The organism is Microbacterium sp. (assembly GCF_047605725.1).
In the GTDB taxonomy this organism is placed as follows: domain Bacteria; phylum Actinomycetota; class Actinomycetes; order Actinomycetales; family Microbacteriaceae; genus Microbacterium.
This window is the reverse complement of record NZ_JASGFE010000019.1, coordinates 1-14,963: the sequence shown is the minus strand read 5'-3', so window position 1 is coordinate 14,963 and position 14,963 is coordinate 1. Positions and strand designations below refer to the sequence as shown.

Sequence of the window (14,963 nt, the reverse complement as noted above, 5' to 3'; positions counted from 1 at the left end):
CCGCGGCGGCTACGAGGCCAGTTCCTCCGGAGGGGCGGATGCCGTGAGCGCGATCACGCCGTAGTCCCAGCCCTTGCGGCGGTACACGACGCTCGGACGGTCGGTGCGCCCGTCGATGAACAGGAAGAAGTCGTGCCCGACGAGCTCCATGCGGTCCACGGCCTCCTCGACCGTCATCCACTCGGCGTCGAACTCCTTGGAGCGGATCACGACGGGCGTGTAGTCCTCCTCGGCCTCCTCCGCACCGACCACGGCGACCTCGCCGGTCGCGACGGCACGGAGCGCCTCGACGGACGCCGGCTGCACGTCGATGCCGCGCAGCGACCCGCTGCCCTTCTCGAACTTCGCCCCGCGCGGGTGGTTGCGCGCGTCGACGCGCTTGTCCTTCGCGCGACGCAGCTGCTCGGCCATCTTGTCGACGGCGATGTCGAGGGCGGCGAACTTGTCGCCGTCGGTGGCCTCCGCGCGGACCACGGGGCCCTTCCCGGTGAGCGTGAGCTCGACCGTCTCGTCCTCCATGCGGCCGTTGTGGTAGCTGCGGTGGGTGACCTTGACGTCGAGCCGCTGCGCCCGCGGGGCGAGGTGCTCGATGCGCGCGGACTTCTCCTCGGCCACCGTCCGGAACCGATCAGTGATGCCCACCCCGACGCCCACGATGCTCGTTTCCATCCTTGACCTCCTGTTCCGATCCGTCCGGGGACGGACCCGTCTTGCCTGGTCTCCCCCACGCTAGCCGTGCCGTCGCCGCCTGTCACGCACGAGCCGCGACACTGGGCGTTCTGATAGCCGCGCGGCTCTCTCCACAGCGCGGCGATCCCGCCGGTCGTCCACTTTTCGGCGGGATCCGAGCCCGCGCGCCGACGTACCGGGACAGACTCGGAGGATGCCGCAGCCCGCCGTCCGCACCGCCCTCGCCCAGGCGCTGTCGATCGTCTTCCCCACCTGGTGCGCCGGCTGCGATCGACCCGACATCGCCCTGTGCGAGGACTGTCTGACGCACCTGCGGCCGGTGCCGCTGACCCGCGCTGTCGGCGACGTGCCGGTGCGCAGCGCCGTCGCGTTCGACGGCGTCGCCGCGCGGATCCTGCGCGCGTTCAAGGAGGACGGCCGCACGCCGCTGGCCCGCCCGCTCGGGCAGGCGCTCGCGGCGGTCGTCGCCGAGCCCCCGCGGGCGGGAGGCGGGACGGATGCCGTCGTCGTGCCGGTTCCCTCGTCCCGGGCCGCGCTGCGCCGCCGCGGCTACCCGATCGCCGAGCTGCTCGCCCGCCGCGGCGGACTGCAGCCGCAGCGGCTGCTGCTGCCCGCGCGCGCCGCCGCCGACCAGCGCGGCCTCCACCGCGCAGAGCGGCTGCGCAACCTGGCGGGCACGATGCGCGCGCGCCAGGTGCGCGGGCTGCGCGTGATCGTGGTCGACGACGTGGTCACCACCGGCGCCACGCTCGGCGAGGCCGTCCGGGCGCTGCGGGCGGCAGGTGCGACCGTGGTCGCGGCGGCCACCGTCGCGGCGACGCCGCGGCGGGCTCCGCCGTGACCGCCCGGACGGGTCAGCGCGGCATGCCCTGCTGCGACGCGAGCAGGTGCACGTCGGAGGCGAGGTGCTGCCAGCTTCCGCCGCGCTGCGTGTAGAGGCCGCCGGTCGCATCGCGCAGCCGCACGGTCCCGGCCTGGTTCCCGCCGGCGAGCTCGACCGCACCGGCGGGAGCGCTCGTGGTGGCGCCGATGCCGCCCACCGGCTGCTCGCACAGCTGCCACTGGTCGCCGTCGCGCACGACGGCGGCGACCGTGCGGTCGTCGAGCCACCCGAGCGAGACCCCGCTGCCGCCGAGCTCGGCCAGCAGCACGGGCTCGCCCAGCGCGGTGGGCGCACCGTCGTCGTCGCGCACGACACCGGCCACCCACAGGACCGACCGCTGTCCGTCGCGCACGAGCGCGGCCACGCGCGTGCCGTCGCGGGAGACCTGCATCGCGGTGATGCGCACCGCGCCCGGCCAGGCCTGTGCCACCGTATGCGCTCCCCCGTCCGCGCCGTAGGCGACGACCGACGCGGGTTGGCCGGCCGGCACCGACCAGACGAAGCCCTGCGGGTCCAGCGTCGGCGCGATCAGCCCGGCCCGCTCGTCCACGACGACCGGCTGCCGGCTCCCCTCCACCCGCAGCACCCGTCCGGAGACGTCCAGCACCGCGGCGAGAGTGAAATCGGCCGACACCTGCACCGCGACGGCATCCGCGCCCTCGATCTGCGATGACAGCGCGCCGACGGACTGCAGCTCCGTGCCGGAGAGGAACCCGAACCCCGCCGCGGTCTCCACGAGTGGACGCGCGTCCACGCGCGTGGAGAGCACCGCGGCCGCGGTCGCCGTCAGCGGCTGGTCGTCGACGAGCAGCTGCGCCCCCAGAATGCCGACCGAGGCGAGGCTCTGCTCCAGCTGGGCCTGCATTCGCGAGAGCATCTCCGGCTCCACCGCCAGAGCCGCGTGCGAGACCGAGACCTGCGCGATCCCGGAGCGCACCGGCACCGCCTGCTGGGAGAGCTCGAGGTTCTCGGGGAAGGCCGTGACCACCGACGCCTCCAACCAGGGGCTCGGCGCGCCGTGGATGAGCGCCTCGGCGACGTAGGTCGCCGGGTTGGTGACCGGGAACCACCGCTGATCGGGCACCAGATACGTCCAGGTCGGATCGAAGTACATCAGCGAGTAGCTGCGGAACACCGACTGGAACCGGTTGCGGTCGAGCACGATGCCGTCCGGCGCCTCGGTGATGCGCCACTGACCGTCGGACTGCTTCGCGAGCCGGAACGCCAGCTGGATGTCGCCGCCGGCGGCGACCGAATAGGCGCCGGTCTCGTCGACGGTCGCCTCCGGCCGCACCGTGAGGGTGATGGCATCCGTCGCCGTCTCGCGGTAGGCGCGGTCGCCGGGAAGATCCACGACCACGCCCGCCCTCGGCTTCCACTGCGCCCGGAAGGCCGGCGCGAGATACTCCTGGGCGGTCTGCCAGTTGCCGCGCGGACCGGAGCCGGCCGCGATGAACCCCTCCACGATCTGCTGCGGCGTGGCCCCGGGCGACGGCGAGTCGGGGACGAAGGCGAAGTCGGGGAGGGCGGCATCCTCCTCCAGCGCACGACCCGGGTTGACCGGTCCTGTCACGGGCAGACCCGCGCACGCCGTGAGCACCGCCACGAGCACGAGCGCCAGGAGCGCGCCCGCCCGCGCGCGCAGCCGGCGAGCCGCCGCGACCGCGCTCACTGCCCCGCCTCCGGCACGTCGATGGGCTGAGTGCTCCCGAGGGCGGAGAGCTCGTCGACGTCGGGGCCGGCGCGCAGCGGCAGCGTCGGCCCGAGCGGCGCCCCGGCCCGGCGCGGAAGGGTGAGCACGACGTGGGTGCCGCGGCCCGGCTCCGACCACACCGTGAGCGCGCCGCCGTGCAGCTTCGCGTCGCCGAGCGCGATCGACAGCCCGAGGCCCGTGCCCCCGATCGTGCGCGTGCGCGACGGATCGGCTCGCCAGAACCGGTCGAAGACGCGCTCGGCGTCGCTCGCGCTCATGCCCAGGCCCGAATCGCGCACCCCCAGCGCCACAGCCGTGCGGTCGCTGTCCACGGTCACGACGACCGGCCGCCCCTCCCCGTGCTCGATCGCGTTGCCGAGGAGATTGCGCACGATGCGGCGCACGCGCCGCGGGTCCATCTCCACGAGGGAGTACCCGCCGGGGGCGACCAGTCGCAGGTCGGTGCCGTGCTGCTCGGCCAGCGGTCGCATCGACTCGATGACGTCCTCCGCGAGCTGGGCGAGACTGGTCGGCTCCAGCTCCAGCTGCACCGAGCCCGCGTCGTAGCGGCTGATCTCCAGGAGGTCCGCCAACAGCACCTCGAAGCGCTGCACCTGCGCGTGCAGCAGCTCGGCCGCACGCGCGGTGGCCGGGTCGAACTCGCCCCGCCGGTCGTTGAACATGTCGGCGGCGAGCCGGATCGTCGTCAGCGGCGTGCGCAGCTCGTGGGAGACGTCGGAGACGAAACGCTGCTGCACGAGCGAGAGCGCGGCGAGCTCCTTGATCTGGGCCGAGATGCTGTCGGCCATCGCGTTGAACGAGCGGCTCAGGCGCGCGAACTCGTCCTCGCCGCGGATCGGCAGCCGCACCGCGAGGTCGCCGGCGGCCAGCTGCGCGCTCGTGTCCGCAGCCTGCGCGATCGGCACGGTCACCGAGCGCAGCACGAACCACAGGATGGCTCCGATCAGTGCGACCAGCACGAGCCCCGCACCCCACAGGGTCAGCTGCACGAACTGCAGGGTCTGCGCCTCGGAGCCGAGGTCGTAGCCGAGGTAGAGCTCGTACGCACCCACCTCGGGCACCACGATCTGCTGACCGACCACGATGCCGGGCACCTCGGCGCCGTCCTGGGGGATGCCGACCGACTGCCACCACTGCAGGTCGGACCCGGAGCGCACCGCGTCGCGCAGCCCCGCGGTGAGCATGCTCGCGGTGAGATCGCCCTGCTCGAAGTCCTGCGGAGCGAGCGGCTCCGGCTCGGCGGAGATCCGGAACGCCGCGATCATGTCCGTCGACGACTGCCGCTGGATCGACAGCCGCACCGTCTCCATGAGGTTCTGCACGGCGACCCCGTCGCCTTCCACCTCGGCGGCGTCGAGAGTCTTCTGCGCGGATGCCGTGGCCCGCTGCGCCTCGACGAGCAGCTGCTGGGTACGCGACTCGAAGAGGTCGTTCTGGATGGCCAGGGCCATCCAGACGAATGAGACGAGGATCGTCAGCGCCGTCAGCCCCAGCGTGAGCGCGAGCGTGCGGAAGCGCATCGAGCGGCGCCAGGCGTGCACGAGCCGTTCGAGCCAGGACCGCCAGTCCCGCCAGGCCGGCACGACAGCGTGGGTGCCGGTGACGACGGCGCGGGTCGCGGTGGTCACGGCATCGCGCTCACACCGCCGCGCCCGCGCGGTAGCCGACGCCGCGCACGGTCGTCACGATCGCGGGTATGTCCGGGTCGAGCTCGATCTTCGCGCGCAGTCGCTGCACGTGCACGTTCACGAGGCGCGTGTCGGCCTTGTAGTGATAGCCCCACACCTGCTCCAGCAGCATCTCGCGGCTGAACACCTGCTGCGGCTTGGAGGCGAGGGCCACCAGCAGCTCGAACTCCAGCGGAGTGAGCGCGATCTTGGCGTCGCCGCGACGGATCTCGTGCGCCGCGACGTCGACGGTCAGATCGCCGATCCGCAGCACGTCGGCCGTCTGCGCCGCCGAGGGGCGCAGACGGGTGCGGATACGGGCGACCAGCTCCTTCGGGTTGAAGGGCTTGACGATGTAGTCGTCGGCCCCCGACTCCAGCCCGCGCACGACATCGGCGGTGTCGGTGCGCGCGGTCAGCATGATGATCGGAACGCCGGACTCCGCCCGCACGCGCGTGCAGATCTCGATCCCGTCCATGCCCGGGAGCATGAGGTCGAGCAGGATCAGATCGGGGTGCTCGGCCCGCCACACCGCCACGGCCTGGGCGCCGTCGGCGCAGAAGAGCGTGTCGAATCCCTCCGTGCGCAGCACGATGCCGATCATCTCTGCCAGAGCGGTGTCGTCGTCGACGACCAGGATGCGGGAGCTCATGTGCCGATAGGGGTCCTTCGTGGGTGGCGCGTGGCCGGCGCGCTCCGGATGCGCGCACTCCCACAGTAACGGACGCCCTGGTCGGCGGCCCGATCCGCCGGCGTGTGACACGATAGGACCACTCCCCGTCGACCGTTCCTGGAGGGTGCTCGTGACGGCCTTTCCCACGTGGACCCCGGCCGCGCGCCCCGGGATCGTCCCGCTGCATCCGCTGACGTTCGGCACCATCCTCGGCCGCTCCTTCGTCGCCCTGCGGCAGAACCCCCGGGTGCTGCTGGGCTTCGCGCTGGTCGTCCAGACCGTCGGGACGATCGTGGCGGCAGCGGGCATCGTCGCCGCCGGCGTGTTCTCCTTCGCCCGCCTGGCGACGCTCCAGCCCGGCACCGAGGACTTCGAGACCGTCATGGCCGGCGCCATCGCCCTGACCTCGATCGTCGGCATCGTGCTGTCGCTGGCCGCCTCCGCGCTCGGCATCCTCGTCCAGGGCGTCGTGGTCGGCGAGGTGGCCCACGCGATCGTCGCCGAGAAGCAGACCCTGCGTGCGCTGTGGGCGCGCGTGCGCCCGGTCGCCGGCCGCCTCGTCGGCTACACGCTGCTGGTGACCCTCATCGGCACCGTGGCGCTGGGCGCGGTGACCGCCGTCGTCGTGGCGGTGGCCGTCGCCGCGGGCGCCTGGGCCGTGCTGATCGTCGTGGTCGTGCTGATCGTGGCGGTGCCGCTGCTGCTGTGGCTGAGCGTCAAGCTCCTCCTCGTCCCGTCGGTCATCGTGCTGGAGGGGGCCGGCATCACCACCGGCATCGCCCGCTCCTGGACCCTCACCCGCGGGCGGTTCTGGCCGATCCTCGGGATCGTCGTGGTCATCACGCTCGTGTTCGGCGTGCTGACGCAGGTCGCGAACGTCCCGTTCATGTTCCTGACGACCGGGCTGTCGACGATCTTCGCACCCACCGGCGAGCCCGACGCCACCGCGCTCATCGGCATCGTCGTCGGGGCGGTGCTCACCGAGATCGTCATGATGCTGATCCAGTCGATCGGGCTGATCGTGCAGTCCACGGCATCCGCTCTGATCTATGCCGACTGCCGCATGCGTCGCGAGGGGCTCGATCTCGACCTGCTCGCGTACGTCGACCGGCGCGACGCCGGCCAGACCGAGCTGCCCGACCCCTACCGCCTGCACATCGGCCGCGAGACCGCACCGCGCTGGGCCCGCCCCGCCCCGGCCGGGGTGCCCGCGACGCCGTCCGCTCCCGCAGAACCGGCCGCGCAGCCCGTGCCGACGCAGACCCCGCCGGATCCGCCCGCCGCCACCGAGTGGACGGCTCCGGGGACGCGGTGATCGTCCCGCTCGCGCCGCCGCCCCTCGTCCCCGACGGCGACGAGGGGCGCGCGTGGGCACGGCGCGAGCTGGCCGACCCGATCTACCGCGAGGCGGAGCCCACCGGGTTCGATCGCGCAGCGCGCGCGGTCGGCGACTTCTTCGCCTCGCTGTTCCAGGGGACGCCCCCGGATGCCTTCGGCCCGTGGTCGGCGGTGATCGTCGCGGCCGTCGTGCTCGTGCTCATCGTGCTCGCCTTCTGGATCTGGGGCCGCCCGCGCGCCGTCGCCCGCTCGCACGCGGCGCCCGAGCTGTTCGGCGAGGTCGAGACGCGTTCGGCCGACGAGCTGCGGCGCGCCGCCGACGCCCGCGCCGACCGCGCGCAGTGGGAGGAGGCGATCGTCCTCCGCATGCGCGCCCTGGCACGAGCCCTGGCCGAACGGACGGTCGTCGCCCCCGAGCCGGGGGCGACCGTGCACCGCTTCGCCCGCACGGCGGCCGCCGCCTTCCCGGCCGAGGCGGTCGCGCTCGAGCGCGCGGCCGATGCGTTCGACGACGTCCGCTACCTGCGTCGGCGCGGCACGGCCGAGGCGTACCGCGCGGTGGCCGACCTCGACGCGCGGATCGCGGCATCCGTCCCCGTCTTCGACCAGGTCGTGCCGGCATGACCGCCCTCGCCCCCGCGACCCGGCGCCGCCGCGCGCTCGGATGGCTCGCCATCGGCGCGGCGCTGGCGGCGGGAGGGATCGCCGCGGCGGTGATCCTCGGGATCGACCAGCTCCCCGCACGGGGCCTGCTCGATCCCGAGGCGGCGGGACCGGACGGCAGCCGCGCCCTCGTGCAGGTGCTCCGCGCCCACGGCGTGGAGGTGACCGTCGCCCGCGACCGCAGCGAGGTCGACGACGCGCTGGACGCGGGGGCCGACACGCTCGTCATCGGCGACACCGGCCCGCTCTCCGACGACGCCGTCTCGGAGCTTGCCGCACGGGCGCAGGACCTCGTGCTGGTCGAGCCGCGCGCACGGGACCTGCGGCTCCTGTTCGACGGCGCGCTCCCGGCCGGCAGCGGCGACGGCCTCGCCGAGCCGGATTGCACGCTCGCCGAGGCGCGCCGTGCCGGGGCGATCTCCCCCGGCACGGTGTTCGCCGCCGGCGCCGACCTGCTCGCGTGCTATCCCTCCGGCGGCGGCCACGGGCTGCTGGTGCGCGATGACGGGAACCGGCGCGCGGTCGCCGTGGACGGCACGGCGCTGTTCACCAACGCCGCGCTGACGCGCGACGGCGCGGCCGCGCTGGGCGCGAACCTGCTCGGCCGCCACTCCCGCGTCGTGTGGTACCTGCCGTCCCTCTTCGACGGCGACCGCCCGCCCGGCGAGGTCGCCCTCGGCGAGGTCACGCCCGCCTGGGTGACCCCCGCGATCGCCCTGCTGGCATGCGCGGCCGTCGTCGCGGCGGTGTGGCGCGGCCGCCGCCTCGGCCCCCTCGTGCGCGAGAGCCTGCCGGTGACCGTGCGCGCGAGCGAGACCACCGAGGGCCGGGCGCGTCTGTACGCGCGGTCCGGCGACGCCGCGCACGCGATCGACCAACTGCGCATCGGGGCGCTGCGCCGCCTCGCTCGCCTCGTGGGCCTCGGACCGGCCGCGGACGTCGACGAGATCGCGGATGCCGTCGCCGCCCTCCTCGGCGCCGACCGCGCCGCCGTGCGGGACGTGCTCTACGGCGCGGTCCCGCGCACCGACCGCGAGCTCGTCGACCTCGCCGACCGGCTGCGCGACCTGGAGTCCGCCGCCGCCCGCACCCTGCATCCCACCATCCCCGAGAGGAACACACCATGAGCGAGTCGCCGCGCGATGCGATGCACCGCGTCCGCCAGGAGGTCGCCAAGGCCGTCGTCGGCCAGGACGGGGCGGTCACGGGCCTGCTGATCGCCCTGCTGGCCCGCGGCCACGTGCTGCTGGAGGGCGTGCCGGGCGTCGCGAAGACGCTGTTGGTGCGCGCGTTCAGCCGCGCCATCGGGCTGGAGACCACCCGCATCCAGTTCACACCCGACCTCATGCCGGGCGATGTCACCGGCTCGCTCGTGTACGACGCGCGCGCCGGCGAGCTCGAGTTCCGCCCGGGCCCGGTGTTCACCAACGTGCTGCTGGCAGACGAGATCAACCGCACGCCGCCGAAGACCCAGGCCGCCCTCCTGGAGGCGATGGAGGAGCGCCAGGTGTCCGCGGACGGCATCTCGCGGACACTCCCCGAGCCGTTCCTGGTCGCCGCGACGCAGAACCCGGTCGAGCACGAGGGCACCTACGCGCTGCCCGAGGCCCAGCTCGACCGCTTCCTCCTCAAGCTCAGGATCGACGTGCCCGAGCGTGGCGACGAGATCGCCGTGCTGCGCCGGCACGCCGACGGCTTCACCGCACGCGACCTGGGTGCGGCGGGCCTGGAGACGGTGGTCGACGCCGAGCTCATCCGCGCGGCCCAGGACGAGGCATCCGCCGTCGCCGTCGCCGACGACGTGCTCGGCTATGTCGTCGACCTCGCCCGCGCCACGCGCGACTCGCCGTCGGTGCAGCTGGGCGCGAGCCCGCGCGCGGCGACGGCGCTGCTGGCCACCGCGAAGGCGTGGGCGTGGCTGGGCGGATACCCCGCGATCACCCCCGACCACGTGCAGACGATGCTCGTGCCGACGTGGCGGCACCGCCTGCGACTGCGGCCGGATGCCGAGATCGAGGGCGTGAGCGTCGACGCCATCCTCGCCTCGGTGCTGCAGCAGACCCGCGTGCCGATCTAGGTCGCCGCATGGTCGTCACCGGGCGCCTCGCCCTCCTCGTCGCCCTCGGCACGATCCCGATCGTGCTGCTGGCCTCCGTGCTGCCGCCCTGGGCGGTCGCCGGCGGCTGGCTCGTGCTGTGCCTGCTCGCGGCGGCGGCCGACGCGGCGGCGGCCGGAGACCCGCGGGCGATCGAGGTGCGGCGCGAGCTGCCCGGCCGGGTGCTCCTGCACCAGAGCGTCGAGGCCGTGCTGCTGCTGCACAACCGCGGCGCGCGGCGCGTGCGCGGGACCGTGCGCGACGGCTGGCAGCCCACCGCCGGGGCCGGCGCCGCGCGGGAGGTCATCGACCTGCCTCCCGGAGAGCGACGGGCCGTGCCGATGGGGCTCCGGCCGCGCCGGCGCGGCGAGCTGCGCAGCGCCTTCGTCGCCGTGCGCACGCTGGGGCCGGCCGGGCTCGCCGGGCGTCAGGCCCGCCTCGACGCCCCCGGTGCACTCCGGGTGCTGCCGCCGTTCACGGCGCGGCGGCACCTTCCCTCGCGCCTGGCCCGGCTGCGCGAGCTCGACGGCAACACGAGCCTGCAGGTGCGCGGACAGGGCACCGAGTTCGACAGCCTGCGCGAGTACGTGCGCGGCGACGACGTGCGCTCGATCGACTGGCGGGCGACCGCCCGGGCGACCACGACGATGCTGCGCACGTGGCGACCCGAGCGCGACCGTCAGGTCGTGATCGTCGTGGACACCGGCCGCACCGCCGCCGCGCGCGTGGGCGACGGGGTGCGACTGGATGCCGCGATGGAGGCCGCACTGCTGCTGGCCGCTCTCGCCGCTCGCGCCGGCGACCACGTGCACCTCGTGATGTTCGACCGGGCGCTGCGCGCCCGCGTGACCGGCGTGGAAGGGGCAGCGCTCCTGCCCGCGCTCGTGGACGCGATGGCCCCGGTCGAGCCGCAGCTCATCGACACCGACTGGGATGCCGCGTTCGCCCAGGTGCGCGCGCTGACCTCGCGGCCCTCGCTGGTGGTTCTCCTGACCGCCCAGGACGCGCCCGAGGCCGCCCGCGGATTCCTGGGTTCGCTGCCGGCCCTGACGCGGCGCACGCGGGTACTGGTCGGGACGGCCGCGGACGCGGCATCCGCACCGCCGGAGCACCGCACGGCGCACGACGTCTACCGCGAGGCGGCGCAGGAGCGCGCGCTCAGAGACGCCGACAGCGTCGCCGCGGCGGTGCGCCGGGCCGGCGCCGAGGCGATCGCCGCTCCCGCGGACGAGCTGCCCCCCGCCGTCGCCGACCGGTACCTGGCCCTCAAGGCCGCCGGGCGTCTGTAGCCGCTCAGCCGGCCACCAGGACGGGGGTGCCCGCCTCGTACTCGGTGAGATCGCCGGTCTCGCCGCGCGCGGAGGCACGGCGGCCGAGCACGAGCATGTAACCGAGGAAGACCGCGAGGGCGAGCGTGCCGAGCCCGATCTTGACCGGCCACGGCCACGGCTGCGGCGTGACGAACCCCTCGACCGCTCCGGCGAGGGCCAGGGCCAGCACGAGGCCCACCGCGACCGTCGCGAGCGAGCGACCCGCCGCCGCCAGCGCCGCCGTCCGCGACGACGCGCCGGGCGCGACGACCGCCCAGAAGATGTGCAGACCGGCCGCCGCGGCCACGAACACGCACGTGAGCTCGAGCTGGCCGTGCGGGGCGATGTAGAGCAGGAACACGTCGCCGCGCCCGTGTGCGAACAGCACCGCGGCGGCGGCCCCGACCCCGACCGCGTTCTGGATCAGCACCATGACGGGCCAGAACCCGGTGACGCCGAACATCACGCACTGCGCGGCGATCCACGCGTTGTTCGTCCACACGGTGCCGGCGAAGACCGCGGCGGGGTTCTCGCTGTAGTACTCCGTGAAGGAGCTCTCGGCGTAGTGGGACAGCTCCGCCGCGGAGCCCAGGCTCGCCAGGGCCGCGGGGTCGGTCGAGATCCAGCCGGCCACGAGCGCCGCCGCACCCGCGAACGCGAGCGCGATCGTCAGCGTCGTCCAGCGCAGCCGGTACAGTGCCGCCGGCAGCTGCAGCTCGAAGAACCGCGGCAGCTGCCGCAGCACGTTCTCCGGGACACCGGTCAGGCGCAACCGGGCCCGCGAGAGCAGCGTGGAGAGGTGGTCGGCCTGCGGGCTCCGCCCCGCGGAGGTCTTCATGTCGGCGAGATCGGCAGAGGCCGAGCGGTAGCGCGCGACGAGCTCGTCGACCTCGGCGCCCGCGGGCCGGCGCAGCCGCGACAGCTCGTCCAGCCGCGCCCACTCGGCGCGACGGGCTTCGGTGAGCGCGTCGAGATCCATTTGGTTAACTGTACGCATGTCCCCCCCGGGCCCCGCCGTGCAGCTTCGGCAGGACGAGATCCTCACCGGCGAGGCCGTCGCGCTCGACGTGCAGCCGGTGGGCTTCTTCCTGCGCGCGCTGGGCACCGCCCTCGACGCGCTGGCGGCGGTGCTGCTGCTCCTGCTGTGCTGGATCGTCGCCGGCTGGGTGACCGGGTTCGGCGTCGAGGTCGCCGGGCTGTCGCCGATCCTCACGATCGCGACGGTCGTGCTCGTCCTGGTCATCCTCCCCGCCGTCGTCGAGACGGTCACGCACGGCCGGAGCCTGGGCAGACTCGCCGTCGGCGCGCGCATCGTCCGCACCGACGGCGGGGCCGCAGGCTTCCGGCATTCGCTCATCCGCGCGCTGACCGGCGTGCTGGAGATCTGGTTCACCCTCGGGGCCCTCGCCGGCATCGTCGCGATCTTCTCGCCCCGGGCGCAACGGCTCGGCGACCTCCTCGCCGGCACCTACGCCGAGCGCACGCGGGCACCCCGGCTGCCCCCGCCGCCCGGCGGAGTGCCGCCCGCCCTCGCCGGCTGGGCCGGGGTGGCCGACGTAGCGCGCCTGCCCGATCGGGTGGCCCGGCGCGCGGCCCGGTTCGTGCGCTCCGCCGAAGCGCTCGTCCCCGCCGCCCGCGCCCGCGCGGCGGCCGCCATCGCCGCCGATGTCGCGCCGTTCGTCTCACCCCTGCCGGTTGCCGACCCGGAGACCTTCGTGCGCGCCGTCGTGGCCGTCCGGCGCGGCCGGGAACTCGCCGCCCTGGAGCGCGAGACCGCCCGGGTCGCGGCGCTGATCGGCCCCGGCGACGGCGCGCCGCGCGGATTCCCGCGCCGCTGAGCGCGGTTCCCGGCCCCGCGCCGCGCCGGTTCCCCGCGCCGCGCCGGCAGACCCCCGGCATCCGGTGTCGGCGCCACTTCCCTGCGATGGCGCCACATATTCGTAGGGGCCGAAGCAGGAAGGTGTCACCGACAGGGCGAAGGTGGAGCCGGGGCGCGGCTCAGTAGCGGTAGTGGTCGAGCTTGTAGGGGCCCTCGACGGGAACGCCCAGGTATGCGGCCTGCAGGGCCGACAGCGACGTCAGCTCGACCCCCAGCGCGTCGAGGTGGAGCCGCGCGACCTTCTCGTCGAGGATCTTCGGGAGCGTGTGCACTCCCACCGGGTACGCGTCCGCCCGCGTGAACAGCTCGAGCTGGGCGAGCACCTGGTTCGTGAACGACGCGCTCATGACGAACGACGGATGCCCCGTCGCGTTCCCCAGGTTCATCAGCCGCCCCTCGCTGAGCACGAGCACGCTGCGCCCGTTCGGCAGCCGCCACTCGTGCACCTGCGGCTTGATCTCGACCTTCTCCGCGCCGGGGAGCGCCGCAAGGCCCGCGACGTCGATCTCGTCGTCGAAGTGGCCGACGTTCCCGACGATCGCGAGGTGCTTGAGCCCGAGGAGGTGCTCGACGGTCACGACCTGCGTGTTCCCGGTGCCGGTGATGACGAGGTCCACCTCGCCGACCACGGACTCCAGTCGCGCGACCCGGAAGCCGTCCATGGCCGCCTGCAGCGCGCAGATCGGGTCCACCTCGCCGACGATCACTCGCGCGCCCTGGCCACGGAGGGCCTCCGCGGCCCCCTTGCCGACATCGCCGTAGCCCGCCACGAACGCGGTCTTCCCGCCCAGGAGCACGTCGGTGGCGCGGTTGAGCCCATCGGGGAGCGAATGGCGGATGCCGTAGGTGTTGTCGAACTTCGACTTGGTCACGGAGTCGTTGACGTTGATCGCGGGGAACAACAGCGACCCGGATGCCGCCAGCTCGTAGAGCCGGTGCACCCCGGTCGTCGTCTCCTCGGTCACTCCGATGAGGCCCGCCGCGATCCGCGTGAAGCGCTGCGGGTCGCGCTCCAGGCTCGCCCGCAGCGTGTCCAGGACGATGCGGTACTCCTCCGGATCGCCCGCCGCGGCATCCGGCACCGCACCCGCAGCCTCGAACGCGACGCCCCGGTGCACGAGCAGCGTGGCATCCCCGCCGTCGTCGAGGATGAGGTTCGGGCCGTCTGCGCCCTCCGCCGACCAGTCGAAGATCCGGTCGGCGAGCCGCCAGTACTCCTGGAGCGTCTCGCCCTTGAACGCGAACACCGGCACGCCCGCGGGAGCCGCCACGGTGCCGGTGGGCCCCACCACGACCGCCGCGGCGGCATCGTCCTGCGTCGAGAAGATGTTGCAGCTGGCCCAGCGCACCTGCGCGCCGAGGGCGACGAGCGTCTCGATGAGCACCGCCGTCTGCACCGTCATATGCAGCGACCCGGCGATGCGGGCCCCGCGCAGCGGCTGCGTCGGGCCGAACTCCTCGCGCAGGGCCATGAGCCCCGGCATCTCGTGCTCGGCCAGCCGGATCTGGTGACGGCCCGCCTCGGCGAGAGTCAGGTCGGCGACGACGAAATCGAAGGCGGATGCTGCGGGGGTCGGCATCCGCTCATTGTGTCATGCGGGCCCCGACCCGGGACGTCTCGTGGGCTCAGACGCGCATCGTCTCGTGCCGCACGATGATCCAGCCCTTGGGCACCGAGAGCCGGTCGGTGTGGATGGCGCACAGGTCGTGCGCGTGCGGATCGTCCTGCCTGCCGAGGGGCCCGATGGCCGCCATCTGGTCGCCGTAGTCGTAGGTGAGCGTCGCCACGGCCTCGCGGGCGCAGCCCACCTTGGAGCACAGTCTTCCGAGCATCGCCCCACCCTAACCGCCCGAGACGCTCGGCCCGCGGATGCCGCGCCGCGGGCGCCCCGCCCCCGCCCGAGGGTGCCACCTCCCCGCCCGAGGGTGCCACCTCCCCGCGCGAGGGTGCCACCTCCCCGCGCGAGGGTGCCACCTCCCCGCACCCCGCAAACGAGCACCCTCGCGGAAGCAACCAGCACCCTCGCGAGCGGAACGGGCACCCTCGCGGA

At 74.3% G+C, this 14,963-nt stretch carries 14 protein-coding genes; 7 read left to right on the top strand and 7 right to left on the bottom strand.

Annotated elements, in window-relative coordinates; translation table 11 throughout:
• Positions 1-9: 9 nt before the first annotated feature.
• The gene (hpf, locus tag QM641_RS05920) at positions 10-669 is read right to left on the bottom strand and encodes a ribosome hibernation-promoting factor, HPF/YfiA family (RefSeq protein ID WP_415114430.1); all 660 of its coding nucleotides are present in this window, start codon (positions 667-669) and stop codon (positions 10-12) included.
• Between the two features lie 214 nt (positions 670-883).
• On the opposite strand from hpf, the gene QM641_RS05915 reads away from it, so the two are divergent.
• Positions 884-1,531 (top strand): ComF family protein, encoded by a 648-nt coding sequence (locus QM641_RS05915; RefSeq protein WP_415114428.1) that lies wholly within the window; start codon positions 884-886, stop codon positions 1,529-1,531.
• Positions 1,532-1,544: 13 nt separating this feature from the next.
• On the opposite strand, the gene QM641_RS05910 is transcribed toward QM641_RS05915, so the two are convergent.
• From QM641_RS05910 to mtrA, 3 genes are read right to left on the bottom strand one after another with little or no spacing between them, the layout of a single operon-like run.
• Positions 1,545-3,245 carry an LpqB family beta-propeller domain-containing protein gene (locus QM641_RS05910; RefSeq protein WP_415114426.1) on the bottom strand — a complete coding sequence of 567 codons (1,701 nt, stop codon included), beginning with the start codon at positions 3,243-3,245 and terminating at the stop codon, positions 1,545-1,547.
• Positions 3,242-4,915, bottom strand: coding sequence for an MtrAB system histidine kinase MtrB (gene mtrB / locus QM641_RS05905; protein WP_415114424.1), 1,674 nt, complete (start codon positions 4,913-4,915; stop codon positions 3,242-3,244). The genes QM641_RS05910 and mtrB overlap by 4 nt, the downstream gene beginning before the upstream one ends.
• Before the next feature lie 10 nt (positions 4,916-4,925).
• A complete protein-coding gene (gene mtrA / locus QM641_RS05900; RefSeq protein ID WP_415114422.1) occupies positions 4,926-5,606 on the bottom strand; it encodes an MtrAB system response regulator MtrA in 681 nt (226 codons plus the stop codon).
• Positions 5,607-5,757: 151 nt separating this feature from the next.
• On the opposite strand from mtrA, the gene QM641_RS05895 reads away from it, so the two are divergent.
• Genes QM641_RS05895 through QM641_RS05875 form a run of 5 tightly spaced genes read left to right on the top strand, consistent with a single transcriptional unit; the run spans position 5,758 to position 11,012 of the window.
• Entirely contained in the window at positions 5,758-6,942 is a 1,185-nt protein-coding gene (locus QM641_RS05895) for a glycerophosphoryl diester phosphodiesterase membrane domain-containing protein (RefSeq protein ID WP_415114420.1), read from the top strand.
• On the top strand, positions 6,939-7,589 hold the full coding sequence (locus tag QM641_RS05890) for a DUF4129 domain-containing protein (RefSeq protein WP_415114418.1): 651 nt from the start codon (positions 6,939-6,941) through the stop codon (positions 7,587-7,589). The genes QM641_RS05895 and QM641_RS05890 overlap by 4 nt, the downstream gene beginning before the upstream one ends.
• On the top strand, positions 7,586-8,755 hold the full coding sequence (locus QM641_RS05885) for a DUF4350 domain-containing protein (RefSeq protein ID WP_415114416.1): 1,170 nt from the start codon (positions 7,586-7,588) through the stop codon (positions 8,753-8,755). Before QM641_RS05890 ends, QM641_RS05885 begins: the two co-directional genes overlap by 4 nt.
• Positions 8,752-9,705, top strand: a complete 954-nt coding sequence (locus QM641_RS05880) for an AAA family ATPase (RefSeq protein ID WP_415114411.1) — start codon at positions 8,752-8,754, stop codon at positions 9,703-9,705. The genes QM641_RS05885 and QM641_RS05880 overlap by 4 nt, the downstream gene beginning before the upstream one ends.
• Before the next feature lie 8 nt (positions 9,706-9,713).
• On the top strand, positions 9,714-11,012 hold the full coding sequence (locus tag QM641_RS05875) for a DUF58 domain-containing protein (protein WP_415114409.1): 1,299 nt from the start codon (positions 9,714-9,716) through the stop codon (positions 11,010-11,012).
• 4 nt (positions 11,013-11,016) lie between these two features.
• Here QM641_RS05875 and QM641_RS05870 read toward each other — a convergent pair whose 3' ends face one another.
• Complete coding sequence (locus QM641_RS05870; protein ID WP_415114407.1) at positions 11,017-12,012, bottom strand: stage II sporulation protein M; 996 nt, start codon at positions 12,010-12,012, stop codon at positions 11,017-11,019.
• A 16-nt stretch (positions 12,013-12,028) separates the two neighbouring features.
• Here QM641_RS05870 and QM641_RS05865 point away from each other — a divergent pair, with 16 nt between their 5' ends.
• Positions 12,029-12,871: an RDD family protein gene (locus tag QM641_RS05865; RefSeq protein ID WP_415114405.1), complete on the top strand. Its 843-nt coding sequence runs from the start codon at positions 12,029-12,031 to the stop codon at positions 12,869-12,871.
• A 160-nt stretch (positions 12,872-13,031) separates the two neighbouring features.
• Here the strand turns inward: QM641_RS05865 and ahcY are convergent, their stop codons facing one another.
• Positions 13,032-14,492 carry an adenosylhomocysteinase gene (ahcY, locus tag QM641_RS05860; protein WP_415114403.1) on the bottom strand — a complete coding sequence of 487 codons (1,461 nt, stop codon included), beginning with the start codon at positions 14,490-14,492 and terminating at the stop codon, positions 13,032-13,034.
• 46 nt (positions 14,493-14,538) lie between these two features.
• Entirely contained in the window at positions 14,539-14,745 is a 207-nt protein-coding gene (locus QM641_RS05855; RefSeq protein WP_415114401.1) for a DUF3499 family protein, read from the bottom strand.
• Positions 14,746-14,963: the final 218 nt, after the last annotated feature.